This is a genomic window from Mycobacterium sp. SMC-11 (assembly GCF_046250095.1).
In the GTDB taxonomy this organism is placed as follows: Bacteria; Actinomycetota; Actinomycetes; order Mycobacteriales; family Mycobacteriaceae; genus Mycobacterium; species Mycobacterium heraklionense_A.
In genome coordinates this window covers 3,732,379-3,758,102 of the sequence record NZ_CP176430.1, presented here as the reverse complement: position 1 = coordinate 3,758,102, position 25,724 = coordinate 3,732,379, and the positions used below count along the sequence as shown (strand labels likewise).

The window sequence follows — 25,724 nt, the reverse complement described above, 5'->3', positions numbered from 1 at the left end:
GTCAGCGCCCCAGCTTCGCGTAACGGGCCTCGGCGGCCTCTTTCAGTGGGGCCCACCAGGATTCGTTGGCCCGGTACCACTCGATGGTCTCGCGCAGGCCCGCCTCAAAGTCGGTGTGCTCCGGCTTCCAGCCCAATTCGTCGCGCAACGCCGACGGGTCGATCGCGTAACGCAGGTCGTGACCCGGCCGGTCGGAGACGTGGTCGAAGTCGTCGGGGTCGTGGTCCATCAGCCGCAGAATGGCTCGCAGCACGCTGCGGTTGTCACGTTCCCCATCGGCGCCGATCAGGTAGGTGCGCCCAATGTGTCCGCCGGTCATGATCTGCCAGACGGCACTGTTGTGGTCGTCAACGTGGATCCAGTCGCGGACGTTGGCGCCGCTGCCGTACAGCTTGGCCCGGCGCCCGGTGAGCAGGTTGGTGATCTGGCGCGGGATGAACTTCTCCACGTGCTGATAGGGCCCGTAGTTGTTGGAGCAGTTGGAGATCGTCGCGCGCACCCCATAGGAACGCACCCAGGAGTGCACCAGCAGATCGGCGGCGGCCTTGGTCGACGAGTACGGGCTGGACGGGTGATACGGCGTTGTTTCGGTGAACCGGCGCGGGTCGTCGAGGGCCAGCTCGCCGTAGACCTCGTCGGTGGAGATGTGGTGCAGCCGTATTCGGTCGGCGCGCACCGCCTCCAGCACGGTGAAGGTGCCGACCACGTTGGATCGCAGGAACGGCTCCGGGTCGGCCAGTGCGTTGTCCACATGGGTTTCGGCGGCGAAGTGCACCACGGCGTCGGTCTCGGAATTCAGATCGGCGACCAGGGCGGCGACTAGCGCGGCATCGGTGATGTCGCCCTGCACCAACCGGATCCGATCAGCGACAGGGTCGAGGGATTCGCGGCTGCCGGCGTAGGTCAACGCGTCCAACACGGTGATCCTGGTTCCGGGGCGCTGCGCGAGTGTGCTGCGCACAAAATTGGCGCCGATGAACCCGGCGCCACCGGTGACCAGCAGATGCATGGGGCAACCTTAGCCGGGTTCTCCGGGCGATTTCGGCGCGATTTCACTCGCTCAGCGGGCACAATCGCGCCGAAATCACAAGCCCAGCGGCCCCGCCAGCTCGGTCAGGGTCGGCAGCAGGTTCTTCCAACCGCCCAGCACCTGGATGGTCACCTGATCCGCGCCGGCCTCCAAGTGCTCGCCCAGGCGGGCGGCGATCTCGTCGGCGGTGCCGTGCGCCACCACCGCGTCGATCAACCGGTCACTGCCCGGCGCGCGCACGTCGCGGTCGCTGAACCCCAGCCGCCGCCAGTTGTTGACGTAGTTGGACAGCCGCAGGTAGAAACCGACCGCCTCGCGTCCGGCCTCGCGGGCCGCGGTGGCATCCGTGGAGAGGACCACCTTGTGCTCGGGCGCCAGGAACACCGACGGGCCGACCAGCTCGCGTGCGCTCGCGGTGTGTTCGGGCGTGGTCAGGTAGGGGTGCGCCCCGGCGCTTCGCTGCGCCGCCAACTGCAGCACCTTGGGGCCCAGTGCGGCCAGCACTCGGCGGCTGGTCGGCACGCCGGCCTCATCGAGGACGTCCAGGTAGTCGGTCAGGGCGGCATACGGGCTGCGGTACTCGGCGGTGGCCTCGGAGTGGCCGACACCGATGCCGAGCAGGAACCGGTCCGGGTAGGCGGATTCGATGCGGTGGTAGGACTCGGCGACCTGCTCGGCCGGCGCGGACCAGATGTTGACGATCCCCGTGGCCACCTGCAGGGTCGAGGTCGCCGCCAGCAGCGGTTCGACAAACGCCAGGTCAGCGGGCGGCGAGCCGCCCACCCAGATCGCGCCGTAGCCCAGACGCTCGATCTCGGCGGCCTGCTCGGGAGTGGGGGATCCGAAGGTCCACACCGCGTAGCGGCCCAGGTCGGGCTTCAGTGACAATGCTTCGGTCATGTTCGTCCCATCGCTAAGTGGCGACGGCCGGTGCGGCCTGGGACCAGTGTCTCATCGCCGACGATTTTGGCCCCTGAGCCCGATGCGGGTATCGTAGGTCGACGGTGCGGCGTCCGCGTCGACTCTTGCGTGTCCAGTCTGAGATTCTTGGGGTTCTACCTGGAATTTCCTGTCACCGGCCCACGTTTTGCAGTCGCAGTCGATGCTGCGCCGTGGCGGGCGCATGCACACGCGACAAGTAAGTCAGACACGGAGGATCGCCGGAGAGTAATGGCCAAAAAAGACGGTGCAATCGAGGTCGAGGGTCGAGTGGTCGAACCCCTGCCCAATGCGATGTTTCGCATTGAGCTGGAGAACGGTCACAAGGTGCTCGCCCACATCAGCGGCAAGATGCGGCAGCACTACATCCGTATCCTGCCGGAAGACCGGGTGGTCGTGGAGTTGTCTCCCTACGACCTGTCCCGCGGACGCATCGTCTACCGGTACAAGTAGCTCTCCCGACCCGCCCGAAGTACGTCAACCAGCGATTAGAACAGGACCACAGCAGCCGTGAAGGTGAACCCCAGCGTCAAGCCGATCTGCGACAAGTGCAGGGTGATCCGTCGGCACGGCCGGGTCATGGTGATCTGCTCGGACCCGCGCCACAAGCAGCGCCAGGGCTAGACACAGATCGCCGGCCCGGCATAGCCGGGCACCAGCCACAACTGAATGCAGACCTCCCAGTACCAGTGAGCGGATAGGCCGCCCACACACGCCCGGATCGGAGGCCGGGCCCCGGAGTAGTAGGCCGGGAACGGGCTGGGATCACAACCTCCGTAACGAAGATGAAAGGGGCATGCCCCCATGGCTCGACTTGTGGGCGTCGACCTGCCGCGCGATAAGCGCATGGAGATCGCGCTGACCTACATTTACGGCATCGGCCGTACTCGCTCCAACGAAATCCTGGCCGCGACCGGTATCGACAAGGACCAGCGCAGCAAGGACCTGACCGACGACCAGCTCACCCAGTTGCGTGACTACATCGAGCGCAACCTGAAGGTCGAGGGCGACCTGCGCCGCGAGGTGCAGGCGGACATCCGTCGCAAGATTGAGATCGGCTGCTACCAGGGTCTGCGGCACCGTCGCGGCCTGCCGGTGCGCGGCCAGCGGACCAAGACCAACGCGCGCACCCGTAAGGGCCCGAAGCGCACCATCGCCGGTAAGAAGAAGGCCAGGTAAGACCCATGGCAACCAAGAAAGCGACCGGGCCCAAGAAGGGCCAGAAGACTCGGCGTCGGGAAAAGAAGAACATCCCGCACGGTGCCGCTCACATCAAGAGCACCTTCAACAACACGATCGTGACGATCACCGACCCGCAGGGCAACGTGATCGCGTGGGCGTCGTCGGGTCACGTGGGCTTCAAGGGCTCGCGTAAGTCCACTCCGTTCGCCGCGCAGCTGGCCGCCGAGAACGCTGCCCGCAAGGCGCAGGAGCACGGCGTGAAAAAGGTCGACGTGTTCGTCAAGGGCCCGGGTTCGGGTCGTGAGACCGCGATCCGCTCGCTGCAGGCCGCCGGCCTCGAGGTCGGTGCGATTTCCGATGTCACCCCGCAGCCGCACAACGGCTGCCGTCCGCCCAAGCGGCGTCGGGTCTAGGAGGACTGAAACAAAATGGCTCGTTACACCGGACCCGCCACCCGCAAGTCCCGCCGTCTGGGTGTTGACCTCGTCGGCGGCGACCAGGCATTCGAAAAGCGCCCCTACCCGCCCGGCCAGCACGGTCGCGCGCGGATCAAGGAGAGCGAATACCGGCTGCAGCTGCAGGAGAAGCAGAAGGCGCGCTTCACCTACGGCGTGATGGAGAAGCAGTTCCGTCGCTACTACGAGGAAGCCGTCCGTCGTGGCGGCAAGACCGGCGAGGAGCTGCTGCGCATCCTGGAGAGCCGGCTGGACAACGTGGTTTACCGCGCTGGCCTGGCCCGCACCCGTCGGATGGCCCGTCAGCTGGTCAGCCACGGCCACTTCACCGTCAACGGTGTGAAGGTCGACGTGCCCAGCTACCAGGTGTCGCAGTACGACATCATCGACGTCAAGGACAAGTCGATCAACACGGTGCCGTTCCAGATCTCCCGTGAGGTCGCCGGCGACCGCCCGATCCCGGGTTGGCTGCAGGTGGTCGGGGAGCGTCAGCGCATCCTGGTCCACCAGCTGCCGGAGCGTGCCCAGATCGACGTGCCGCTCACCGAGCAGCTGATCGTCGAGTTCTACTCGAAGTAGTACAGCTCGGGGTTCCGCCCCGAGTCCCCCAACCGGCATCAAATAGCGGGTGCCAGAAGGAGAAAGAAAACCATGCTGATCTCGCAGCGTCCGACCCTGTCCGAAGAGGTCGTGGCCGAGAACCGGTCGCAGTTCGTCATCGAACCGCTGGAGCCGGGATTCGGGTACACCCTGGGCAACTCGCTTCGTCGCACCCTGCTGTCGTCGATCCCCGGCGCGGCGGTCACCAGCATCCGCATCGACGGTGTGCTGCACGAGTTCACCACGGTCCCCGGCGTCAAGGAAGATGTCACCGACATCATCCTGAACCTCAAGGGCCTGGTGGTCTCGTCCGAAGAGGACGAGCCGGTCACCATGTACCTGCGCAAGCAGGGCCCGGGTGCGGTCACCGCGGGTGACATCGTTCCGCCGGCCGGCGTCACGGTGCACAACCCCGACATGCACATCGCCACCCTGAACGACAAGGGCAAGCTCGAGGTCGAGCTGATCGTCGAGCGCGGCCGCGGTTACGTCCCGGCCGTGCAGAACAAGGTGTCGGGCGCCGAGATCGGCCGCATCCCGGTTGACTCGATCTACTCGCCGGTGCTCAAGGTGACCTACAAGGTCGAGGCGACCCGTGTCGAGCAGCGCACCGACTTCGACAAGCTGGTGCTGGACGTGGAGACCAAGAACTCCATCAGCCCGCGGGACGCGCTGGCCTCGGCCGGTAAGACCCTGGTTGAGCTGTTCGGTCTGGCACGGGAACTCAACGTCGAAGCCGAGGGCATCGAGATCGGCCCGTCGCCGGCCGAGGCAGACCACATCGCCTCGTTCGCGCTGCCGATCGACGACCTGGACCTGACCGTGCGGTCCTACAACTGCCTCAAGCGCGAGGGTGTGCACACGGTTGGGGAGTTGGTCGCTCGCACCGAGTCCGACCTGCTCGACATCCGCAACTTCGGTCAGAAGTCCATCGACGAGGTCAAGGTCAAGCTGCACCAGCTCGGCCTGTCGCTCAAGGACAGCCCGGCCAGCTTCGACCCGTCGCAGGTGGCGGGCTACGACGTTGCCACCGGCACCTGGTCGGCCGACGCCGGTTATGACGAGCAGGACTACGCCGAAACCGAGCAGCTTTAACGCCCAACCTCTCGAAAGAGAGCCGTCCCGGCCCTACCTGATACGGGGGCCGGCCCCATTTAGGAGAAGTCGCAATGCCCAAGCCCACTAAGGGTCCCCGCCTCGGCGGAAAGTCCTCGCACCAGAAGGCGCTGCTGGCCAACCTGGCCACGTCGCTGTTCACCCACGGCCGGATCAAGACGACCGAGCCGAAGGCGCGGGCATTGCGGCCGTACGCCGAGAAGCTGATCACTCACGCCAAGAAGGGCACGCTGCACAACCGGCGTGAGGTGCTCAAGAAGATCCGCGACAAGGACGTGGTGCACTCGCTGTTCGCCGAGATCGCCCCGCACTTCGCGGACCGCAGCGGTGGCTACACCCGGATCATCAAGGTCGAGCCGCGTCAGGGTGACAACGCCCCGATGGCCGTGATCGAGCTGGTCCGGGAGAAGACCGTGACCTCGGAGGCTGACCGCGCTCGCCGCGCTGCGGCCAAGGCGGAGAAGGCTGCTAAGGCCGAGAAGCCCGCCAAGGTCGAGGAGAAGGTCGAAGAGCCGGCCGCCGAGGCGACCGAGGCTGCGGAAGCCACCGACGCCGCTGAGGCCACCGATGCGGCCGAGGGTACCGACGAGTCCTGATGGTACGGCCGAAGTCGTCCGGCTTCGGCTCGATATCGCCTACGACGGCACGGAATTCGCCGGCTGGGCGGTTCAGGCGGGACAGCGCACGGTCGCCGGAGTTCTCGACGAGGCTCTGACGACCGTGTTCCGCACTCCGGTGCGGTTGTTCGCGGCGGGACGCACCGACACCGGCGTGCACGCCACCGGCCAGGTGGCCCACATCGATGTTCCGGCTTCGGCGCTACAGCATGCCTATTCGCGGACCCGGCGTGACGGCGAGCCGGAATTTTTGGCGCTGACCCGGCGATTGGCGCGCTTCCTGCCGACCGACGTGCGGGTGCTGCGGGTGCTGCGCACCGTCGCTGACTTCGACGCCCGATTCTCCGCGCTGCGCCGCCACTACGCCTACCGGTTGTCGACCGCGCCCTACGGGGTGGTGCCTCAGCAGGCCCGCTACATCACCGCGTGGTCGCGGCCGCTGGACGTCGACGCGATGGCGCAGGCCTCCCGAAATCTGGTGGGGCTGCACGACTTTGCGGCCTTCTGCCGGCACCGCGAGGGTGCGACCACCATTCGCGACCTGCAGCGGTTGGACTGGGTGCGTGACGGTGATCTGGTGACCGCACACGTCAGCGCCGACGCATTCTGCTGGTCGATGGTGCGCTCCCTGGTCGGGGCGGTGCTGGCGGTCGGCGAGCATCGGCGCGACGCCGCGTGGTGCGCGGATCTGCTGAACGCGCAGCGCCGATCCAGTGATTTCACCGCCGCGCCCGCACGCGGGCTGACGTTGGTCGGGGTGGATTACCCGCCCGACGATCAGCTGGGGGCCCGCACCATCATCACCCGGGATATCCGCACCCGCTGATTGCCTTGGGCACGAGCGAGCATAGTTGTCCACGCGTAGCGGCGTGTCGTGGTACAGACACGCACGCTCGCGGGGGAAGGGGACTACAGCAGGCCGGCGACGAACGATGCGGCCTGATTGGTCATGCCGGGTGTGTAGCCGGAGTGCGCGGAGAAGATGCGCCCGGGGGAGCAGACCGGGTCGCCATCGGTACACAGGTCGATGGTCTTGAATCCGTAGACCGGACTGTTGGTCAGCGGCTGCCCGATCTTGGTCGAGGGGTTGCCGAACACCGCGATCGCCGCGACGTGGTCGGCGGCCTCGGGCGGCAGCGGCGCGGTGAAGCCGAAGCCGGGCACCGGTGCCGCCGCCACAATGTCGATGATCGCCGCGCCCTGCGAGTAGCCGCCGAGGACCAGGCGGGTGCCCGGGCAGTTCTCCACCATCCACATGATGTGGCCGCTGGCGTCGTTGGCGCCGTCGGCTGCCCGGCCGAAGTCATAGCTGGCCGGGTAGTTAACCGCATAGGCGCCAACCGAGCGGGACGTCTGGTTCCGCAGGGCGTTGACTAGGCCGTCGCCGACCCGACCCAGGCCCGGCGGCTCGCTGGTCCCGCGGGCGAACACCACCTCGACGTCTGGGCAACCGTCAGCCGAGGCTGTCGGCATCGACGACGCGGTGGGGTCCATCAGCAGCGCTGCGGCAGCGGCTCCTGCCGCCAGGATGCGGAATGCCTTCATGGTGAACGATAGTAGCGAAAATAAGCCTTGACGAGCTAACTAAAACGGGGTGGGCCCGATCACGGCTCCAGCGTCGGCGCCGGACCCGCAGCCCGCAGCCGGCCCGCGATGAAGTTCGCCGCTTGGCTGGTCAGCGCCGGAATGTAGCCATCGGTGTGATCGGTCCATTCGTTGCCGGGGCCCTCATGGCAGATCGGGTCACCCGGATTGCACAGGTCGAGAGCCTTGGAGCCGAACAGGGCGCTCTGCACGCTGATCGGGCCCCCAGTGCGCACAGCCGGGTTGCCGAACGCCACCACGGCCACCACCTGGTTGGCAAGGTCCGCGGGCAACTGGTTGCCCCAGGTGATGCCGCCGACCTGCGTACCGGTAACGATGTCGATGACCGAGGCGCCCTGCGAGTAACCGCCCAGCACCAGCTGGGTGTTGGGGCACACATTGGCGGCGTCCTTGACGCGACGGATGACGTCGTTGGCGCCGTCGCCGCCGCCCAACTGCAGGCGGCCGGCGGGGTAGTTGACCGCGTACTCGTCGATCTTCTTGGACGTCTGCTGGCGCAGCGAGTCGATCAGGGCCCGGCCGACCCGGCCGACACCCGGGGGCTCGCTGGTGCCGCGGGCGAAGATGACCTCAGCGTCCGGGCAGTCGTAGGCGGTCGCCACCGGGGCGACGCTCGGCGCTACGGCCGGAAGCGTCAGCAGTGCGCCCGCCATCAATGTCGCGGAGAAAATGCTGCTCAGCTGAACAAAACGCATACCCGAGATGGTACCGAAGCCCGAATTCGATACCGACGGGACTGTGGATGGGCGAGTACGGCCACACCGGTCTCCCGAATAGCCTGTGGCCGATATGGCCGGGCGATCGACGACACAGCTTCAACTCAGCGCACACCGCTTCCTGTCCCGCCGGATGGAACGGGCGCTGCGGTGCGGACAGATCACGGGCAGCCCCGTCCCCGGTCGAAGCGCCCTGGCCCTGGGCTGGTTATTGAGCATGGTCGTGGTCGTCGGCGCGGTGATGCTGGCCGTCCTACGGCCACAGCCGGTCCTGGGTGATGCGCCGATCCTGCTGGACCGCGCGGCCGGGGCGCTCTATGTCCAGATCGGCGACACGGTGCATCCGGTGTACAACCTCGCCTCGGCGCGACTGATCACCGGGGCCGCCGACCCGCGACCGGTGGACGGCAATGCGCTCGGCCGGGCTCGGCGCGGGCCGCCGCTAGGCATCCCGGGGGTGCCGGGCGTGCTCGGGGCGCCACTGCCGGACGCAGCGACGTGGTCGTTGTGCGAGGACTCCGCCGGCACCGTCCTCATGGTCGGTGCCGATCCGCTGCAGTCCGGCAGCCTCGACCCGCGGCAGGCGCTACCGGTCAGCTCCGAGTCCGGGGCAACCTTTCTGCTCCTCGACGGACGGCGGGTTGCGGTCGACCCCGCCGACCCGCTGCTGGACGCCGCCGTGCCGAGCCGGGTTTCGGCGTTGCTGCTCAACGCGATCCCCGAAGCCCCGCCGGCCGACCTTCGCCGGGTGGGCTCCACGGTGGGCTTAGCCCCGGCCACGCTGTGCGTGCACTGGCGCGCCGACGATCCGGCCGGGGTCACTCTGTCGAGCGGGGTACGTCTACCGGCGGGGGAGTCGCCGACGGTGCTGGCCCAGGCCGACGGGCCGGGCCCCGCCTTGGACGGGGTCTATCTGCCGCCGGGCCATAGTGCCTATGTGCGCGCGGCCGACACCTCCGGTCACGCCGGCGGTGTCGGTTGTCTGATCGCCGAGAGCGGGGTGCGGTTCACCGTCGACGACGACGATGCGGCGCGCAGGTTGGGGCTGCCCGCGGCGGCCATCGGGGTGCCGTGGCCGCTGTTGGCCGGGTTGCCGGCCGGCCCCCGGCTCAGTCGGGACCAAGCGCTGCTGGGCCGCGACGCGGCGCCCGGCGCGACAGCGCCCGACCGGTGACGGCTGACAGGAGCAACGCCAATAGGAGCGCGGTGCCGACGATCGCGGTGCGCAGCCCGGCGGGCGCGGCGTCGGCAGCGGGCTCGGTAACGGGGGCAAGGCGGGGCAGGGGTGGGGCGGGCGGGGACAGTACGCGTGGGGTGGCCACGTCAAAGGTGAGTGCTGCCAACACGTCCACCACACCGTCGCCGACGAGATCGTCACGCCCGCCCGGCGGGTGGTGGGCGGTGGCCTTGATCCGGTCCATCACCTGGCGCGGCGTCCACTGCGGAAACCGCGAGCGGATCAGCGCCGCCAGCCCGCTGACCACCGGCGCGGCGAAGCTGGTGCCGCGCAACGGCGAGCCGTCGAGGGTGTCGGCCATCGCATCGCCCACGGTGCTCAACGAGAGGACCGCTTCGCCGGGCGCTGCCACGTCCACCCACGGGCCGGGCAAGGTGAACGCCGAGGCGACGCCGCGGGCATCCACCGAGCCGACGGTCAGCACATAGTCGTCGTACCAGGCCGGTGTGACGATCATGGCTCCCTCGGCGCCGCAACCCTCGTCGGTGTTGCCCGCTGCCGCGACGACGACGCTGTTCTTGACCTCGACCGCATACGCCAGGGCGGCGCCCAGCGCTCGGTCGTCGAGTCCGGTACGTGCGGGCCGGCAAGCCACCGTGGAGATGTTGATTACCGACGCGCCCAGGTCGGCGGCGGTACGCACCGCCTTGGCCAGGGTGTCGACATCGCCGATACCGGCAGCGTCGCCGAGCGCGGCGAACCGTTCGCTGGAGGCCCGGATACCGATCACGGTTGCCAACGGCGCCACGCCACTGAAGCGGTCGATCACGGGATCCGGTGCAGCCGCGATGATTCCGGCGACCAGGGTGCCGTGCCCGTCGCAATCCCGGGTGCCGTCGCCGGTGGAGACATAGTCGCCGCCGCCGATCAGTCCGGGCAACCGCCGGTGCGGCGCGACACCGGTGTCGATCACGGCGACCCGTTGGCCGGCGCCCCGAGTGAGTGCCCACGCCGCGGCCAGGTCCAGCCCGTCGAGCTGGGTCGAGGTCTCACCGGGCCCCAGTGTGCCCACCGTGCACACCTCGCGCTGCACCGTGGGGTGTGCCGGTGCGGCCGGGGCAGCCGCGGGCAATCGGGTGGGGTCGACCGGGGGCGGAGCGACCGCGTTCGCCGGCGGTGCGCACCGTGTCGCCGCGATCATGGCGACCGCCGCCATCCGAGCGATCCGGGTACGCGGCACGGGTCAGCCCAGATTCCATCCGCGGGCAGCGCTGTAGAACCCGCACAGCCAGCACGCCAGCGGCGCCAACGAGCCGAGGGCCAGGCCCTCCACGACTTCGGCGGCACGCCGGATCAGTGGGGATGTGGGCGGAGCGGCGAAACCCAGGCCGAGCGCCGCCGCGACCAGCACCACGGCCAGCGCCGCCGGCCATTGCGCCGTTGTGTGGCCCGCCGCGCCGAGCAGGCCGATCCCCAATGTGGCGGTACCGCCGGCGATCAGCGCCGCGATCTGCATGCCATCGGTGTGCGAGCGGGCGCGCAGCGCCAGCGCCAGGCCAGCCGACGCCGCGAACATTGCGCCGACCAAGTGGTGCGTTTCGGCAACCGGCGTCCCGACGACCACCGCGGCGGCACCCAGAGCCGCCAACGTCCCGGCTGCCGCAACCAATCCGGTCAGCAGGTCGTGCGTCTCGCCTACCTGCGACGGCAGCGATTGTCCTCGGCGGAACAGCCCGGTGGCCGCGGCCGCCACTCGGCCGGCGCCGCGGATCATCCCGACTCCGGCGACAACCGCCGCGGCTCCCACCCGGGGCAGTTCAATCCCGGTCACCGCGACGGCCATTCCCGCGACCGCGACCAACACCGCCAGCCCGGCCAGGCAGCACAACGTCGTACGCACCAGTCCACTGCAGCCGCTCGGTGGGACGGTCATCAGCGCGACCGCGCCGCTGGCCGCGACCGCCAACAGCGCGTTCGGGGCGCCGGGGCCCCCGGGAATCGCCACGAAGCCGGCCACCCCGGCCAGCCCGGACGCGGTCAGCGCGGCGCCGAGACGGCGCGCCGCCGGATTCCACGGGCGCTCGATGGTCCGTACCGCGGCCGCCACCTGTTCGGCGGGATCGTCGAACGACACCTGCGGGGCCGGGCATTCGGCGCGGGTCAGCACCAAGGTGGAGCCGTCGCGGATGCCTTGCTGGGAAAGGGTTTTCGTGCTGTCTAGTGCAGCTCGTCCTGGTTCGGAGAGTCGATAGGGGTGCAGCGAGTCCGGGCTGGCCCGGTGCGGCATCAGCTCTACGACAGCCGGGATCAGGGTCGCCACCGGCACGCCGGACGGTAGCGTCAGATCAGCGTGCGCGTTATCGGCGTGTACGGCGACCCGGCGCAGGCCCGAATCTGGATTCGACACGTCCCGTTCTCCTTTCGGCTTCGTTGCCCGCACGCTACTGAGCCAGTAGCCGAGACGTTTTCGGCTATCCACAGCTGACTTGTCGGTGGAGTAGGCGCTGCCTACGGTGTGCCGATGACCGGTCCCGCGCCGACCGCCCTCCCGCCCCCATCGCCATCACGGGGCGAAGTCGCCGTCGCTGTACCGCCAGCGGTTCCGGAGTCCGAGTCGCGAATGATTCTGACGCGGTTGCTGCCCGCCGTTATGGCGGTGGGGATGCTCGCCGTGACCGCCGTCGCCCACCGATCGGGCTCCCCGGCCGCACGCAGCCCCGTGTTCGCACTGTTCCCGCTGATGATGCTCACCTCGGCGGTGGCAGCCGTTTTCGCCGGGCGAAACCATGGGCGTGGCAACGACATCGACGACGACCGCGAGAACTACCTGGCGTACCTCGCAGGATTGCGGAAGTCCGTGGCGGATAACGCTGCGGCCCAGCGCGCCTGGGCGCTGTGGTCGCACCCAGAGCCGGACGCACTCTGGCTGTTGGCCGGTGGAGCCCGCATGTGGGAGCGCCAACTTGCCGACCCCGACTTCGGCTCTGCGCGGGTCGGAATCGGCCCGGCCGCACCGGCCCGTCGACTGGTGGCGCCATCGCGCGATCCGGTGCGACGGGTCGATCCGGTCACCGACGCGGCGCTGCGCCGATTCCTGGACACCCACGCAGCGGTGCCCGACGTGCCTGTCGTGCTGACGGTGCTGGGACCGTCGCCGCTGCTGCTGGACGGCGACATCGAGCGGGCTCGCGGTCTGTTGCGTGCGCTGATCTGTCAGCTCGCCGTGCTGCACGGACCGGATGCGCTGCTGATCGCGGCCGTGGACGGTCGGCATCGCGGCGACTGGGATTGGCTGAAATGGCTGCCGCACCATCAGCATCCGTCGGCCGTCGATGCCGGCGGACCATTGCGCCTGACCTACCCCGACCTGGCTGCCGCCGAAACCAGCCTCGCCGGCTGCAGGGCCGTGGTAGTCAGCGACGACGCGGGCGGTCTTCAGGTGACCGAGTTAGGCGCGCGAGGCGCGGCCCGCCGCCTGCACGTGACCGCGATGGTGCTGAGTGACGCCGGTGATCACCTTGGCCGGCCGGACTTTCTGCCCCTCGCCGACGCGGCGGTGTGCGCCCGGCGCCTGGCCGCGCACCGGCCCGTCGGCTCCGGGAGCGTGGCGTGGGCTCATCTGCTGGGCATCGGCGACATCGACCGCTTCGATGCCCCGGCGGAATGGGCACGCGCATCGGCGCAGTCACTGTGCGTCCCGATCGGCACGGACTCGAGCGGAGAGCCGGTACGGCTGGACATCAAAGAGGCCGCCGAGCGGGGCAGCGGGCCGCACGGGCTGTGTGTCGGCGCCACCGGCTCGGGGAAATCGGAGTTCCTGCGCACCCTGGTGTTGGGCATGACAGCGCGGCATTCGCCAGCGGAACTCAACCTGGTATTGATCGACTTCAAAGGCGGTGCAACCTTTCTCGGCTTCGAGCAGACCAAGCATGTCTGTGCGGTCATCACCAACCTCGCTGAGGAGGCGTCGCTGGTGGAACGGATGCGTGACGCGCTGTCCGGCGAGATGCAGCGGCGCCAGCAACAGCTGCGCGCCGTCGGGGCGCCCGGCATCGCCGCGTATCGGCAGGCACGAACCACGCGTCCGCAGCTACCGCCCCTGCCGGCGCTGCTGGTCATCATCGACGAATTCTCCGAACTGCTCCACCAGCACCCCGATCTCCTCGACACCTTCGTCGCCATCGGCCGGTTGGGCCGTTCGCTGGGAATGCATCTGTTACTGGCCAGCCAGCGGCTCGATGAGGGCAGGCTCCGGGGTCTGGAATCGCACCTGTCCTACCGGGTGTGTCTCAAGACGATGTCGGCCGCCGAATCCCGGATCGTGCTGGGCACCACCGACGCCCACGATCTGCCCAATATCCCCGGGGTTGGGTTCTTGCGCACCGCCGACGGCGCGGTGCGGCGATTCCAGACCGCCTACGTCTCCGGGATCCGCCCGCCAGTCCGGGCAGACCCCGTCGCGGTACTCCCGTTCACCGCAATGCCACTCGGTCCGGCTCGGGACGCGGCCGATGTGGGCGGGCGCACCGTGCTGCAGGCAATGCTGCAGCGATTGTCCGGGCACGGCCCGGCGGCGCGGCAGATATGGCTGGCGCCCCTGGGGGATTCCCCAATGCTGGGAACACTCCTTGACGCCGACTACGCGGATCTGACGGTCCCGATCGGCGTCGTCGATCGGCCCTTCGAGCAGCGTCGGACCACCCTGTCGATTCGGTTGGACGGTGCGGCCGGCCATGTCGCCGTCGTGGGCGCCCCGCAATCGGGCAAATCGACCGCGCTGTGCACCCTGATCGCCGCGCTGTGCGCCACCCACGATGCGACCCGGGTCGCGTTCTACTGCTTGGATTTCGGCGGCGGGGTGCTCTCCGCGACCCGAACCCTGCCGCACGTCGGTGCGGTCGCCGCGGTTGGGCAACCGGACCTGGTGCGGCGGGTGGTCGCCGAGATGGAGTCCATCGTGGCGCGGCGCGAATCCCAGCGCGCCGCCCGCATCACGGACGACGAAGGCCTTGGCCCGGACGTCTTCCTGGTGATCGACGGATGGGCCGCCCTGTGCCGCGAATTCGAGGTGGAGGCCAGGGTTGTCGCGCTGGCCGCCCGTGGCCTGTCCTTTGGTGTGCACGTGATGCTGGCCGCGTCGCGTTGGGCCGAGGTGCGGCCCGCCTTGCGGGACTTGATCGGCACCCGTATCGAGCTGAGGCTGGGCGATCCGGCCGAATCCGAACTGGACCGCCGCCAGGCCCAGCGGGTGCCTCAGGACCGGCCCGGGCGCGGCCTGACCCAGGACGGCATGCACATGCTGCTGGCCCGCCCGCAAGGCTGGGAGCCGGTGCACCACCCCGACGGTGCCGTCGCACCACCGATCCGGCTGCTGCCGACTGTCCTCACCCGGGAAGAACTAGTCGCCGCCCCCGCTGGCCTGCCGGTTCTGGGCATCGACGAACGTGAACTCGACGCTGTCGCCATCGATTTCGGGCGGCAACCGCACCTGCTCATCGTGGGCGGCGGCGAGTGCGGCAAGACCTCCGTGCTGCGAACCTTGTGCCGGGAGCTGGTCCGGTGCCACCCCGGCGGGCAGGCTCGGCTGCTGGTGGTCGACTACCGGCGCGGCCTGCTGGACGTCGTACCGACCGGGCACTTGGCCGGTTACGCGATGTCGAGACCCGCGCTGACAACGCTGCTGCCGGGCCTGATTGACCAGCTGGCGAGACGGATGCCCGGTGCCGACCTTGCCCCGCAGCAGCTGCGCGCCGGGGCGTGGTGGTCTGGCCCGCAGTTGTACGTGGTGGTCGATGACCACGACCTGGTGGCCGCCGGCACCGTAAATCCGCTGACGCCACTGTTGGAATACCTCCCGCACGCCGCGGATCTCGGGCTGCACCTGATCGTGGCCTGTCGCAGCGGGGGAGCGGCCCGGTCGATGTACGAGCCGTTGCTGGCCGCGCTGACCGACCTGGGCGCGATGACGCTGATGATGAGTGGTCCGGCCGGCAGCGCCGCGGACGCCCTGTGGGGTTCGGTCCGCCCGGCATCGCTGCCGCCCGGGCGTGGCATCCTGGCCACCCGGTCCGAGGGCGAGCGGCTTATTCAGGTGGCTTGGGTGCCATGAGCGTCGGGCATCGGTCGGTGATTGAGGCGGGTCCCGCGACCATCCGCCGATTGTGTTGCGGCGGGGCTGAATCGGTCGATGCCGCCGTGGCCCTGGAGTGGATCGATGACCCGGTCGGACTGGTCGATGGGCAACCGGTCGCGGTGCCCGAGCTACTGCGCGAGGTGCTCAACTGCGCGTTGCCTGGCGAGTCGGTCGAGCTCATCCACCCGTCGTGGTGGCCGGTGCGAAGGGTGCAACTGCTCGTCGCGGCGGCGCGAGAGCTGGCCGGCGAGGTGGTCACCCGATCGCGAGCAACGGTGCACGGCGCCGCGGTCGTCGTGGAGATCGCCGCTGGCCTGGTGGCCGTCACCGGCGCCGATAGCGCCGACATCGCCGCCGAGCCGCGCATCGGTTCTCCCGACGAGGTCGCCGACGCGGTGGCGCGCCGGATAAGTGCGGCCGTTCGGCGTCATCCCGGAGCGGTCCTGATCGACGCACCAGCCGGGATCGGCGGGGCGGGGGTCCTCTCCGCTCTGATCGTGGAGCGGCTGGGGCCCGAGGTGCGGGCGACCGTGGCCGATCGGCTGCCGTCGATCCGCCGCACGGTCGATGCACCGGCCGCCGAACCGGCCCCCAACGCTCGTCGCCGGCGACTGGCCCCGGCCGCCCTAGTCGGCGGTGTGGTCGCGCTGGCCCTCCTGGCACGGCACGACGCTCGGTCGGACACCGATAATCCCTTGACCTACCTAGTGGAAGGCCATGCGGCGGTGCAGGTTCCGGCGGGTTGGGTAACCCGACGGGTGACTGACGGGCCAGGATCGGCGCGGGTGGAGGTGGTGTCGCCCGGCGACCCGCAGCTGGTGTTGCACGTCACCCAAGCGCCGGCTGCCGGCGATACCCTGGCCGCCATCGCAGAACCGCTGCAGCGAGCACTGCAACGGGCCGACGCCGAGACACCCGGAGTGTTCACCGGTTTCGATCCGGCCGGCGCCAGTGCCGGACGGCCCGCCGTGACCTATCGGGAGGTGCGCGACGGCCACCACGTCGACTGGGCGGTCGTGGTCGACCACGCGGTGCGCATCGGTATCGGGTGCCAGAGCCGAACGGTGGACGAGGACGCGCTGCGCGCGGTGTGTGAGCAGGCGGTGCGCTCCGCCCACGCCATCAGCTGAGGGCGGGAGGCGCCGACTGTCAAAGAGGGGGTGGTGGGGACTTTCGCCACTGGCTGGGTGAAACACCGTGTGTCTGGCGGAACTGCCTGGTGAAATAGGCCGCATCCGGTAGTCCGACCCGATGCCCGATTTCGGTTATCGATAGTCGGGTATCGGTCAGCAGGCGGCGGGCTTCGCCCATGCGGCGCTGGGTGATCCACTCCAGCACCGTGCGGCCGGTACGTCGGCGCACGACGGTAGTCAGGTGCCCCGCCGACACGGACACCTCACGCGCGACTTCGCGTAGCGACAGCGGTTCGGTGAAGCGCCGGTCGATGGTGGCGAAAACCTCGGCCAGCAGCGGTTCGTCTTCCTGGCGCAGGCCCCCGACGGTGTCGGCGGCGAGTCGGTTGAGCTTGACCAGCAGCAGGGTCAGCAGCGCCGATATCGCTTGGCGGTCTCCGTCTTGGCGTTGCGCGAGTTCGGATTTCATCGCATCGAGGATGTTATAGATCGCTGGACGATCGGCGACGGGTAGCTCCACGCGCAGCAGACCGTCTTCGCGCTCATGCAGGAACAGGCAGAGCAGAGGATGGGAACGCCAGGAGAGCCATGGCGATGCGCCGTCGTCGCCGACCGCTGTCGGGTCGAAGAACACCGCGATGCCGTCGTCGGCGCATTCCACCGCTTCGGGGCCGACAGTGGCGCCCATAGCGACCACGTAGACCATCCCGGTCTGCCGGTCGCACCACAGGGCCGGGAAGTTGTGGATCTGGCCGTGCTGGGAGAGCCGTTCCTGTCCCACCCGGGCCACCACCACCGGCGGCAGATGTGGGTCGGTCGGATAGTCGTAGACCTTCACCCCGGCGCGCTGACGCACCAATCGAGCCGTAGGAACCATGCGCCGACGATAATCCAAAACTTCGGAAGAAGGTCCTAACTTCACAGAAAAATGACGGTTAGCTTTAAGTTGTGCTGACTGAGATGCGCTGTTATTGCTGCGGTTTCATATCACGGGAGCGGTCGCCGCTGCCGGATTCCTGCATTTGCCTGAGAAAACTCTGGTAAGCCTTGCCTTTCTTTCAGTGCGCTAGCTGACGTAAAACCGACCCGTGCTCGTGCCACGACTTTGAGGAGATTTCCCTTGCGCGCAACTATCCGCCCCTACGCCAGTGTTGGTGTTGCGATTGTGGGCGCTGGCCTGATCGCGGCCACGCCGGTGGTTGCACCGCTACCCGAGGTTGGGGTGGTGCGTGATGTGGCTTTGACTGCGTCCAGTGCGTGGGACGAGGTGTTCAATGCGGCTTCGCAGAACCTGACCCAGATTCTGAACAACTACTACTTGGCGCCGCATGTCGAGTTTCAGCAGTTCATCGCTAACCAGCTGCACTATGCCCAGCAGCTGATGGATGACCCGGCGAATATCACTGCGGTCACCGAGCAGATGCGTCACAACCTGGATGCGTTGCTGACCGGGTACACGCTTTCCAACCCGAGCCAGGAAACCCTGGAGATCGTGATGAGTCACACTCTGGCTGCTGGTGATTCCTCGACGTTTGCGTTGGGTTGGTATGACCTGTTTGCTGGGCCGTTGTCGTCGCTGATGGGTGGGATGTTCCCGGCGGAGATGGTTCCGATCATCCACTTCCTGTCGTCGCCGCTGAGTGGGTTGATCATGGGCTCGGTGGGGCCGTGGATCGCGCCGTGGGTGGGTTTGCTCAACAGCATCAGCGAGGGCGACAGTTTCGGTGACACCTTGGCCAATATGGTCGGGGCCTCGTTCAACGGTGCCACGCTCAACCTGGACAGTTTGCTGCCGATGATCAATGAGGCGGCTGGTGACTTCCTGCCGGACGGCATGGGGATTGGGCATCTGGACATCGCGTTCGGTGGCTGGTTGACGGCCGGTCACGTGGCGATTGACCCGTATCAGGTGCTTGGCGCTGGCGGTGCCGTGGTGAGTGAGACGCCCGCGGTGGGTGGTTCGATCCTCAACAGTGTTGGTATCGAGCTCACCGGTGCCCCGGTGATCGGCAGCTTGAACATCGGTAGTAATGCGGTCGGCCCGCTCGGGGCGATGCTGGGTCTGGGGCAGACCATCGGTGCGCTGCTGGGTTCGGGCTGGGATGGCAAGGGTGCGGTGCCGGTTACTCCGCCGCTGGCCGGTGCTGAGCTGCCGGTGATCAACGATCTCGATGACGGTGGTGCCGGTGGTGCTGCGGCTACCGATTGGTTCGCTGACTTGCTGGGGCTGTAGCCCGCGCCTGGCGTAGATCCCCTAAAACCCTTCCCAAACCAGACTTTTCGCACGAGAGGTATTCACAGATGAGTTACCGCAACCGCATGATCGGTACCGGCAGCGCCGTGGCGGCGTTCCTGGCCTTCGGTATGACGCCGTTGGCGCCGGCGCCGGCCGCCCAGGCCGACTTCTTCGAGGATCTGATCAGTTTCGACTGGGCGGTCCCAGTCGCCGACGTCGATGTCTCTGGCTCGGCGGACGCCTTCGATTTCGGTGACATGTCCGCCGTGTTCGGCGACTTCAACCTGGCGATGCTGTTTGACCAGATGTTCTACAGCCCGTTGCACATGCTGACGGAGTTCTGGATCAATAACCCGTTCGGGGAGATGGTCAATGGCGCTATCAACACGATTTCGGGGCAGTACTTGATCGGTGACGGTATCGATGGCACCGCGGAGAATCCCGACGGCGGCAACGGTGGGTTGTGGTTCGGCGATGGTGGTGCTGGTTGGTCCAGTGATGTGGCCGGGGAGGTCGGCGGCAACGGCGGTAACGCTTTGGGCTTCGGCAACGGCGGCGACGGCGGTGACGGTGGTGCGGGTGCCGCCGGTGGCAACGGTGGTATCGGTGGCGTCTGGATGGGCCACGGCGGCGACGGCGGCGCCGGCGGTGACGGAGTGGGCACCGATATCGACGGTAACGGCATGAACGGCGGGCTCGGCGGCGACGGTGGTGCGGCAATGGCCTGGCTATTCGGCAATGGCGGCGCCGGCGGGGCCGGCGGCCTCGGCCTCGCCGGTGCGCAGGGTAGCTACGCCAACGGCGGCACCGGTAACGGCGGAATCGGTGGTAACGGCGGTAACGGCGGTAACGGTGGCGTCTCCGGTTTCCTGTTCGGCAACGGCGGCAGCGGTGGCGCCGGCGGTAACGCCGGCAACAGCGGCAACGGCGCGGCGGGCACCGCCGGCCACGTCAATGGCGGAAACGGTGGCAGCGCCCCGTCATTCGGCGTCGCCACCGGCCGGGGTGGCAATGGTGGGGAGGCCGGCGCCCGTGGCTCCAACTTCTACGACTCCCCGCTCTACGGCCACGCCGGCCAGGTTGGCGATGGCGGGCACGGCGGCAACGGTGGCGCCGGCGGTGAGGCCTTCAAGGACGCAGCCGGAAACTACTTAGGCGACGGCGGTCGTGGCGGGTCGGGCGGCCACGCCGGCAACGGCGACCAGGGCGGCAACGGCGGCAACAACGGTGACGGCGGCGACGGCATCAACGGCGGCAACGCCGGCGAATGGGCCGGTGCCGGCGGTGAGTCTCTGGGCGCCAACGCCGGCGGTACCGGTGGCAACGGGGGTAATGGCGGTAATGCGACCGGCGCTGCCGGGGTGACTGGCATCGCCGGCAACGGCGGCAACGGCGGTAGCGGCGGCACCAACGTGACCGGCGTCGGCGGCAACGCAGGCAACGGCGGCGCGGGCGGCAACGGCGCTACGACCGACAACACCATCAAGACCATCGGTGGCAGCGGTGGTTACGGCGGAACCGGCGGCAACGGCAACACCGCCGGGACCGCGGGTAACGGCGGCGCGGCCGGCACCGGCACGTTTAAGGGTGGGAACGGCGGCGGTGGCGGCAACGGCGCACAAGCCGCCAACGGCGGCAACGGTGGCGACGGCGCTGACGGTGGAGTTGCCACCGGCTGGAAGGACGCCGACGGCACCATCTGGAGCATCGGTGGCAACGGCGGCGCCGGCGGCAGCGGCGGCTCGACCACCTCCAGCATCCTCACCGGTGGCAGCGGTGTCGGCGGCGACGGTGGTCACGGCGGTGCTGGCGCCAACGGCGCGACCGGCCCCGGCGTGGTCAGCGTCGGCGGCAACGGCGGCTACGCCGGCAACGGCGGTCAGGGTGACGGTGGTGCAGGCGGTGCCGGTGGCTCTGGCGGTGACGGCGGCAACGGCACCGCCTCGGGCGGCAACGGCGGCAACGGCGGCGTCGGCGGGCTCACTGCGAGCGGCGGAGTCGCCGGAGTCGGCGGTGCCGGCGGCAACGGCGGTAACAGTGGCGGCGTGCAAACCCCGACCAACACCCTTGGCATCGGGCCCAGCCACGCCGGCAACGGCGGCAACGGCGGGAACGGCACCACGGCTTACGACGGCGGCACCAGCAGTGTCGGCGGAGTCGGCGGCAACGGCGGCAACGGCGCCGGCAATGTCAACGGCGGCAACGGCGGTAACGGCGGGACCGGCGGAACCGGCGGCTACGGCAGCGACGGCTCGACCGGCAACAACCCGATCACCGGGGCCCCCGGCAAGGTGGCCGGTGGTACTGGCGGCAACGGCGCCGTCGGCGGCGCCGGCGGCAAGGGCGGCGGCGGTGGCACCTCGGAGAACGGTGTCGGCGGTAACGGCGGTAACGGCGGTCAGGGCGGTAACGGCGGCGGTGCCGGTGCCGGCGGTGCCGGCGGCGTCAACCCGGACACCGGCGCCGGTCTGGCCGGCGGTAACGGCGGTAACGGTGGCGATGGCGGCGCCGGTGGTGCGGCTGGCACGGCCGGACACGGCGGAGCCGGCAACGGCAATGCCGGTGCTGTGGGTGCCGGTGGTGCCGGTGCCGCGGGCGGCGCAGGTGGCGCCGGTGGCGCCGGAGACCCCGTCGGGCCTGACGGCAACCCCGGCAACCCGGGCAACCCCGGCTAGCCAGTAACTCTCTCGACACGGTCGCCGGGTCCCTTGGGCCCGGCGACCGTGTCATTTTGCGGATTTGCTCTTTCCGAACGGCGCGCCCTCGGTGCTCACCGTCGGGCGCCGACGATCATCCAAACCTGCGTAAAAACGTCCTAACTTCACAGAAAAACTACGGATAACTTAAAGATGTGCTGAACGGAATGGACTGTTGTCCCAGAGGATCTGCCTTCTGTCGAACAAACGATCGACGGATTCCTGCATTTGCCTGAGAAAACTCTGGTAAGCCTTGCCTTTCTTTCAGTGCGCTAGCTGACGTAAAACCGACCCGTGCTCGTGCCACGACTTTGAGGAGATTTCCCTTGCGCGCAACTATCCGCCCCTACGCCAGTGTTGGTGTTGCGATTGTGGGCGCTGGCCTGATCGCGGCCACGCCGGTGGTTGCACCGCTACCCGAGGTTGGGGTGGTGCGTGATGTGGCTTTGACTGCGTCCAGTGCGTGGGACGAGGTGTTCAATGCGGCTTCGCAGAACCTGACCCAGATTCTGAACAACTACTACTTGGCGCCGCATGTCGAGTTTCAGCAGTTCATCGCTAACCAGCTGCACTATGCCCAGCAGCTGATGGATGACCCGGCGAATATCACTGCGGTCACCGAGCAGATGCGTCACAACCTGGATGCGTTGCTGACCGGGTACACGCTTTCCAACCCGAGCCAGGAAACCCTGGAGATCGTGATGAGTCACACTCTGGCTGCTGGTGATTCCTCGACGTTTGCGTTGGGTTGGTATGACCTGTTTGCTGGGCCGTTGTCGTCGCTGATGGGTGGGATGTTCCCGGCGGAGATGGTTCCGATCATCCACTTCCTGTCGTCGCCGCTGAGTGGGTTGATCATGGGCTCGGTGGGGCCGTGGATCGCGCCGTGGGTGGGTTTGCTCAACAGCATCAGCGAGGGCGACAGTTTCGGTGACACCTTGGCCAATATGGTCGGGGCCTCGTTCAACGGTGCCACGCTCAACCTGGACAGTTTGCTGCCGATGATCAATGAGGCGGCTGGTGACTTCCTGCCGGACGGCATGGGGATTGGGCATCTGGACATCGCGTTCGGTGGCTGGTTGACGGCCGGTCACGTGGCGATTGACCCGTATCAGGTGCTTGGCGCTGGCGGTGCCGTGGTGAGTGAGACGCCCGCGGTGGGTGGTTCGATCCTCAACAGTGTTGGTATCGAGCTCACCGGTGCCCCGGTGATCGGCAGCTTGAACATCGGTAGTAATGCGGTCGGCCCGCTCGGGGCGATGCTGGGTCTGGGGCAGACCATCGGTGCGCTGCTGGGTTCGGGCTGGGATGGCAAGGGTGCGGTGCCGGTTACTCCGCCGCTGGCCGGTGCTGAGCTGCCGGTGATCAACGATCTCGATGACGGTGGTGCCGGTGGTGCTGCGGCTACCGATTGGTTCGCTGACTTGCTGGGGCTGTAGCCCGCGCCTGGCGTAGATCCCCTAAAACCCTTCCCAAACCAGACTTTTCGCACGAGAGGTATTCACAGATGAGTTACCGCAACCGCATGATCGGTACCGGCAGCGCCGTGGCGGCGTTCCTGGCCTTCGGTATGACGCCGTTGGCGCCGGCGCCGGCCGCCCAGGCCGACTTCGAAGATCTGTTCAGTTTCGAGTGGCTGGCGCCGACCGCTGACATCGATGTGCCCGGCTCGGCTGACGCGTTCGACCTGTCGGGTCTGATGGGCGACTTCAACGTGGCCACGATGTTTGACCAGATGTTCTATGAGCCGTTGCACATGCTGACGCAGTTCTGGATCACCAACCCGCTCGGGGAGATGGTCAACGGCGCTATCAACACCATTTCCGGGCAGTACCTGATCGGCAACGGTATCGACGGCACCGCGGAGGACCCCGACGGCGGCAACGGTGGACTGTGGTTCGGCGATGGCGGTGCCGGCTGGTCCAGCGATGTGGCCGGGGAGGCCGGCGGCAACGGCGGTAACGCTTTGGGCTTCGGCAACGGTGGCGACGGCGGTGACGGTGGTGCGGGTGCCGCCGGAGGCAACGGTGGTATCGGTGGCGTCTGGATGGGCCACGGCGGAGACGGCGGCGCCGGCGGCATAGCGACTGTGGCTGGTGGCTTCGGCGGCGCCGGCGGCGATGGCGGTGCCGCGATGGCGTGGATGTTCGGCAACGGCGGCAGTGGTGGCGTCGGCGGCGCCGGCATGGACGGCACCCAAAATGCCAGCGGCACGGGCATGAGCGGCGGCCAAGGTGGCACCGGCGGCAACGGCGGGGTCAGCGGCTACCTGCTCGGCAACGGCGGCAAGGGCGGCTCCGGCGGCGCGGCCGGCAACGGTGGAGCCGGCACCAACGATGGCACCAATGGACTGGCCGGTGGCGTCGGTGGCCGCGGCGGTGCGGGCGGCCTGGGTGGTGCCCGCGGTTCCATGTTCTACGGCGCCCCGCTCTACGGCAGCGCCGGCCAGGCCGGCGACGGCGGGCACGGTGGCAACGGCGGCGCCGGCGGCGACGCAGTCAAGGACGCCAACGGCCACTTCCTCGGCAACGGTGCCGAGGGCGGCATCGGCGGTGACGGCGGGGCCGGGTCCACCGGTGGCAACGGCGGCAACAGCGGCGACGGCGGCTCCGGCGTCAACGGCGGCAACGCCGGCGGTTGGGGTGGAAGTGGCGGCGCGTCCCTCGGTGACAACGCCGGCGGCACCGGTGGCAACGGTGGGGTCGGCGGTACTGCCACCGGCGCTGCCGGGGTGACCGGCACCGCAGGCAACGGCGGCTCCGGCGGCCAGGGCGGCGACAGTGAGACCGGTACCGGCGGCGCCGCCGGCAAGGCCGGCGTCGGCGGCAACGGTGTCACCACCGACAACACCATCAAGACCATCGGCGGGCGCGGCGGCTACGGCGGCGGCGGCGGCAATGGTCAGACCGCCGGGGCCAGCACCAACGGCGGCGCCGGCGGCACCGGCACCTACAAGGGCGGCGACGGCGGCGGCGGCGGCAACGGCGCCCGCGGCGCCGACGGCGGAGCCGCCGGCAATGGCGGAGACGGCGGGGTGGCGACCGGGTGGAAGGACGCCGACGGCACCATCTGGAGCATTGGCGGCAACGGCGGCACCGGCGGCATGGGCGGTGAGACCACCACCAACATCCTCACCGGCGGTACTGGTGTCGGCGGGGCCGGCGGTGACGGCGGCAACGGTGGCCACGGCGCGACCGGCCCCGGAGTGGTTAGCATCGGCGGCAACGGGGGTAACGGCTCCCTGGGTGGCGGCGGCAACGGCGAGTCCGGCGGTGCCGGCGGTACCGGCGGTAACGGCGGCAACGGCACCGCCTCCGGCGGCAACGGCGGCGCCGGCGGCGGCGCCGGCTACGACCTGGGCACCGGCACCGGCGGCGTGGGCGGTACCGGCGGCAACGGCGGTAACAGCGGCGGCGTAACCACCCCGACCAACACCTTGGGCATCGGCCCCAGCCACGCCGGCAACGGCGGCAACGGTGGCGTCGGCGGCATGGGCGGCGCCGCCAATGTGGGCGGTGTGGGCGGCGCCGCCGGCAACGGCGGCAACGGCGCCGGCAACGTCAACGGCGGTAACGGCGGCACCGGCGGCCAAGGCGGCACCGGTGGTGACGGTGCAGTCGGTTCGACGGGCAACAACCCGCTCACCGGGGCGCCCGGCAAGGTGGCCGGCGGTGTCGGCGGCAACGGCGGCAACGGCGCGGTCGGCGGCAAGGGCGGTAACGGCGGCAGCTCGGAGAACGGTGTCGGCGGCAACGCCGGCAACGGCGGTCAGGGCGGTAAGGGCGGTGCCGGTGGCACCGGCGGTGCCGGTGGCGTCAACCCCGACACCGGCGCCGGCCTGGCCGGCGGTAACGGCGGTAACGGCGGCAACGGCGTGGCCGGTGGCGCAGCCGGCACGGCCGGACACGGCGGAGCCGGCAACGGCGCCGCGGGTACAGCTGGTGTCGGTGGTGCGGCCGGCGGTGCGGGAGCCGGTGGCCCCGGCGGCGCCGGAGACCCCGTTGGTGCTGACGGCACCCCCGGCAACCCGGGCAACCCGGGCTAGCCAGTACCCCCTCGACACGGTCGCCGGGTCCCCAAACGGGGCCC

22 protein-coding genes are annotated in these 25,724 nt (G+C 69.0%); 15 read left to right on the top strand and 7 right to left on the bottom strand.

Annotation, left to right across the window (positions count from 1 at the left end; genetic code table 11):
• Position 1: 1 nt before the first annotated feature.
• Both rfbB and ACKY0X_RS17820 read right to left on the bottom strand, forming a co-directional pair.
• On the bottom strand, positions 2 to 1,009 hold the full coding sequence (gene rfbB / locus ACKY0X_RS17825) for a dTDP-glucose 4,6-dehydratase (RefSeq protein WP_409427116.1): 1,008 nt from the start codon (positions 1,007 to 1,009) through the stop codon (positions 2 to 4).
• 75 nt (positions 1,010 to 1,084) lie between these two features.
• Positions 1,085 to 1,930, bottom strand: a complete 846-nt coding sequence (locus tag ACKY0X_RS17820) for an LLM class F420-dependent oxidoreductase (RefSeq protein ID WP_409427115.1) — start codon at positions 1,928 to 1,930, stop codon at positions 1,085 to 1,087.
• A gap of 270 nt (positions 1,931 to 2,200) precedes the next feature.
• Here ACKY0X_RS17820 and infA point away from each other — a divergent pair, with 270 nt between their 5' ends.
• The 8 genes from infA (at position 2,201) to truA (ending at position 6,765) form a co-directional block, all read left to right on the top strand.
• Positions 2,201 to 2,422 carry a translation initiation factor IF-1 gene (gene infA / locus ACKY0X_RS17815; protein WP_003418601.1) on the top strand — a complete coding sequence of 74 codons (222 nt, stop codon included), beginning with the start codon at positions 2,201 to 2,203 and terminating at the stop codon, positions 2,420 to 2,422.
• Positions 2,423 to 2,479: 57 nt separating this feature from the next.
• Complete coding sequence (rpmJ, locus tag ACKY0X_RS17810) at positions 2,480 to 2,593, top strand: 50S ribosomal protein L36 (RefSeq protein ID WP_003879483.1); 114 nt, start codon at positions 2,480 to 2,482, stop codon at positions 2,591 to 2,593.
• 180 nt (positions 2,594 to 2,773) lie between these two features.
• Positions 2,774 to 3,148 carry a 30S ribosomal protein S13 gene (gene rpsM, locus ACKY0X_RS17805; RefSeq protein WP_024443769.1) on the top strand — a complete coding sequence of 125 codons (375 nt, stop codon included), beginning with the start codon at positions 2,774 to 2,776 and terminating at the stop codon, positions 3,146 to 3,148.
• Positions 3,149 to 3,153: 5 nt separating this feature from the next.
• Entirely contained in the window at positions 3,154 to 3,564 is a 411-nt protein-coding gene (gene rpsK, locus ACKY0X_RS17800; protein ID WP_024443770.1) for a 30S ribosomal protein S11, read from the top strand.
• Positions 3,565 to 3,579: 15 nt separating this feature from the next.
• The gene (gene rpsD / locus ACKY0X_RS17795) at positions 3,580 to 4,185 is read left to right on the top strand and encodes a 30S ribosomal protein S4 (RefSeq protein WP_046284771.1); all 606 of its coding nucleotides are present in this window, start codon (positions 3,580 to 3,582) and stop codon (positions 4,183 to 4,185) included.
• Between the two features lie 72 nt (positions 4,186 to 4,257).
• Complete coding sequence (locus ACKY0X_RS17790; RefSeq protein ID WP_046189663.1) at positions 4,258 to 5,301, top strand: DNA-directed RNA polymerase subunit alpha; 1,044 nt, start codon at positions 4,258 to 4,260, stop codon at positions 5,299 to 5,301.
• Between the two features lie 74 nt (positions 5,302 to 5,375).
• Positions 5,376 to 5,918: a 50S ribosomal protein L17 gene (gene rplQ / locus ACKY0X_RS17785; RefSeq protein WP_409427114.1), complete on the top strand. Its 543-nt coding sequence runs from the start codon at positions 5,376 to 5,378 to the stop codon at positions 5,916 to 5,918.
• A complete protein-coding gene (gene truA / locus ACKY0X_RS17780) occupies positions 5,890 to 6,765 on the top strand; it encodes a tRNA pseudouridine(38-40) synthase TruA (RefSeq protein WP_409427113.1) in 876 nt (291 codons plus the stop codon). Before rplQ ends, truA begins: the two co-directional genes overlap by 29 nt.
• Positions 6,766 to 6,848: 83 nt before the next feature.
• Here truA and ACKY0X_RS17775 read toward each other — a convergent pair whose 3' ends face one another.
• Positions 6,849 to 7,484, bottom strand: a complete 636-nt coding sequence (locus tag ACKY0X_RS17775) for a cutinase family protein (protein ID WP_065042155.1) — start codon at positions 7,482 to 7,484, stop codon at positions 6,849 to 6,851.
• A gap of 59 nt (positions 7,485 to 7,543) precedes the next feature.
• Positions 7,544 to 8,239 carry a cutinase family protein gene (locus ACKY0X_RS17770; protein WP_409427112.1) on the bottom strand — a complete coding sequence of 232 codons (696 nt, stop codon included), beginning with the start codon at positions 8,237 to 8,239 and terminating at the stop codon, positions 7,544 to 7,546.
• A gap of 94 nt (positions 8,240 to 8,333) precedes the next feature.
• On the opposite strand from ACKY0X_RS17770, the gene eccB reads away from it, so the two are divergent.
• Positions 8,334 to 9,434, top strand: a complete 1,101-nt coding sequence (gene eccB / locus ACKY0X_RS17765) for a type VII secretion protein EccB (protein WP_409427111.1) — start codon at positions 8,334 to 8,336, stop codon at positions 9,432 to 9,434.
• On the opposite strand, the gene mycP is transcribed toward eccB, so the two are convergent.
• Both mycP and ACKY0X_RS17755 read right to left on the bottom strand, forming a co-directional pair.
• Positions 9,370 to 10,677, bottom strand: a complete 1,308-nt coding sequence (gene mycP, locus ACKY0X_RS17760; protein ID WP_409427110.1) for a type VII secretion-associated serine protease mycosin — start codon at positions 10,675 to 10,677, stop codon at positions 9,370 to 9,372. The two genes, eccB and mycP, sit on opposite strands and share 65 nt — an antisense overlap.
• 3 nt (positions 10,678 to 10,680) lie before the next feature.
• Complete coding sequence (locus ACKY0X_RS17755) at positions 10,681 to 11,844, bottom strand: EsaB/YukD family protein (RefSeq protein WP_409427109.1); 1,164 nt, start codon at positions 11,842 to 11,844, stop codon at positions 10,681 to 10,683.
• Between the two features lie 114 nt (positions 11,845 to 11,958).
• Here ACKY0X_RS17755 and eccCb point away from each other — a divergent pair, with 114 nt between their 5' ends.
• Entirely contained in the window at positions 11,959 to 15,546 is a 3,588-nt protein-coding gene (gene eccCb / locus ACKY0X_RS17750; RefSeq protein WP_409427108.1) for a type VII secretion protein EccCb, read from the top strand.
• Positions 15,543 to 16,700 carry a type VII secretion-associated protein gene (locus ACKY0X_RS17745; RefSeq protein ID WP_409427107.1) on the top strand — a complete coding sequence of 386 codons (1,158 nt, stop codon included), beginning with the start codon at positions 15,543 to 15,545 and terminating at the stop codon, positions 16,698 to 16,700. Before eccCb ends, ACKY0X_RS17745 begins: the two co-directional genes overlap by 4 nt.
• A 19-nt stretch (positions 16,701 to 16,719) precedes the next feature.
• Here ACKY0X_RS17745 and ACKY0X_RS17740 read toward each other — a convergent pair whose 3' ends face one another.
• Entirely contained in the window at positions 16,720 to 17,580 is an 861-nt protein-coding gene (locus tag ACKY0X_RS17740; protein ID WP_409427106.1) for a helix-turn-helix transcriptional regulator, read from the bottom strand.
• Positions 17,581 to 17,823: 243 nt separating this feature from the next.
• Between ACKY0X_RS17740 and gjpA (ACKY0X_RS17735) the strand changes: the two genes are divergently transcribed.
• The 4 genes from gjpA (ACKY0X_RS17735) to ACKY0X_RS17720 all read left to right on the top strand — a co-directional run bounded on the left by gjpA (ACKY0X_RS17735) (position 17,824) and on the right by ACKY0X_RS17720 (position 25,680).
• Positions 17,824 to 18,936 (top strand): outer membrane porin GjpA, encoded by a 1,113-nt coding sequence (gene gjpA, locus ACKY0X_RS17735; protein ID WP_409427104.1) that lies wholly within the window; start codon positions 17,824 to 17,826, stop codon positions 18,934 to 18,936.
• A gap of 68 nt (positions 18,937 to 19,004) precedes the next feature.
• A complete protein-coding gene (locus tag ACKY0X_RS17730; RefSeq protein WP_409427105.1) occupies positions 19,005 to 21,614 on the top strand; it encodes a PGRS repeat-containing protein in 2,610 nt (869 codons plus the stop codon).
• A gap of 347 nt (positions 21,615 to 21,961) precedes the next feature.
• On the top strand, positions 21,962 to 23,074 hold the full coding sequence (gene gjpA, locus ACKY0X_RS17725) for an outer membrane porin GjpA (RefSeq protein ID WP_409427104.1): 1,113 nt from the start codon (positions 21,962 to 21,964) through the stop codon (positions 23,072 to 23,074).
• 68 nt (positions 23,075 to 23,142) lie between these two features.
• A complete protein-coding gene (locus tag ACKY0X_RS17720; protein WP_409427103.1) occupies positions 23,143 to 25,680 on the top strand; it encodes a PGRS repeat-containing protein in 2,538 nt (845 codons plus the stop codon).
• Positions 25,681 to 25,724: the final 44 nt, after the last annotated feature.

Excerpts from the sequence above, each read along its gene's own strand:
- rfbB (WP_409427116.1), bottom strand. The coding sequence starts at position 1,009 with ATGCATCTGCTGGTCACCGGTGGCGCCGGGTTCATCGGCGCCAATTTT.
- ACKY0X_RS17820 (WP_409427115.1), bottom strand. The coding sequence starts at position 1,930 with ATGACCGAAGCATTGTCACTGAAGCCCGACCTGGGCCGCTACGCGGTG.
- infA (WP_003418601.1), top strand. The coding sequence starts at position 2,201 with ATGGCCAAAAAAGACGGTGCAATCGAGGTCGAGGGTCGAGTGGTCGAA.
- rpsM (WP_024443769.1), top strand. The coding sequence starts at position 2,774 with ATGGCTCGACTTGTGGGCGTCGACCTGCCGCGCGATAAGCGCATGGAG.
- rpsK (WP_024443770.1), top strand. The coding sequence starts at position 3,154 with ATGGCAACCAAGAAAGCGACCGGGCCCAAGAAGGGCCAGAAGACTCGG.
- rpsD (WP_046284771.1), top strand. The coding sequence starts at position 3,580 with ATGGCTCGTTACACCGGACCCGCCACCCGCAAGTCCCGCCGTCTGGGT.
- ACKY0X_RS17790 (WP_046189663.1), top strand. The coding sequence starts at position 4,258 with ATGCTGATCTCGCAGCGTCCGACCCTGTCCGAAGAGGTCGTGGCCGAG.
- rplQ (WP_409427114.1), top strand. The coding sequence starts at position 5,376 with ATGCCCAAGCCCACTAAGGGTCCCCGCCTCGGCGGAAAGTCCTCGCAC.
- truA (WP_409427113.1), top strand. The coding sequence starts at position 5,890 with ATGCGGCCGAGGGTACCGACGAGTCCTGATGGTACGGCCGAAGTCGTC.
- ACKY0X_RS17775 (WP_065042155.1), bottom strand. The coding sequence starts at position 7,484 with ATGAAGGCATTCCGCATCCTGGCGGCAGGAGCCGCTGCCGCAGCGCTG.
- ACKY0X_RS17770 (WP_409427112.1), bottom strand. The coding sequence starts at position 8,239 with ATGCGTTTTGTTCAGCTGAGCAGCATTTTCTCCGCGACATTGATGGCG.
- eccB (WP_409427111.1), top strand. The coding sequence starts at position 8,334 with ATGGCCGGGCGATCGACGACACAGCTTCAACTCAGCGCACACCGCTTC.
- eccCb (WP_409427108.1), top strand. The coding sequence starts at position 11,959 with ATGACCGGTCCCGCGCCGACCGCCCTCCCGCCCCCATCGCCATCACGG.
- ACKY0X_RS17745 (WP_409427107.1), top strand. The coding sequence starts at position 15,543 with ATGAGCGTCGGGCATCGGTCGGTGATTGAGGCGGGTCCCGCGACCATC.
- ACKY0X_RS17740 (WP_409427106.1), bottom strand. The coding sequence starts at position 17,580 with ATGGTTCCTACGGCTCGATTGGTGCGTCAGCGCGCCGGGGTGAAGGTC.
- ACKY0X_RS17730 (WP_409427105.1), top strand. The coding sequence starts at position 19,005 with ATGAGTTACCGCAACCGCATGATCGGTACCGGCAGCGCCGTGGCGGCG.
- ACKY0X_RS17720 (WP_409427103.1), top strand. The coding sequence starts at position 23,143 with ATGAGTTACCGCAACCGCATGATCGGTACCGGCAGCGCCGTGGCGGCG.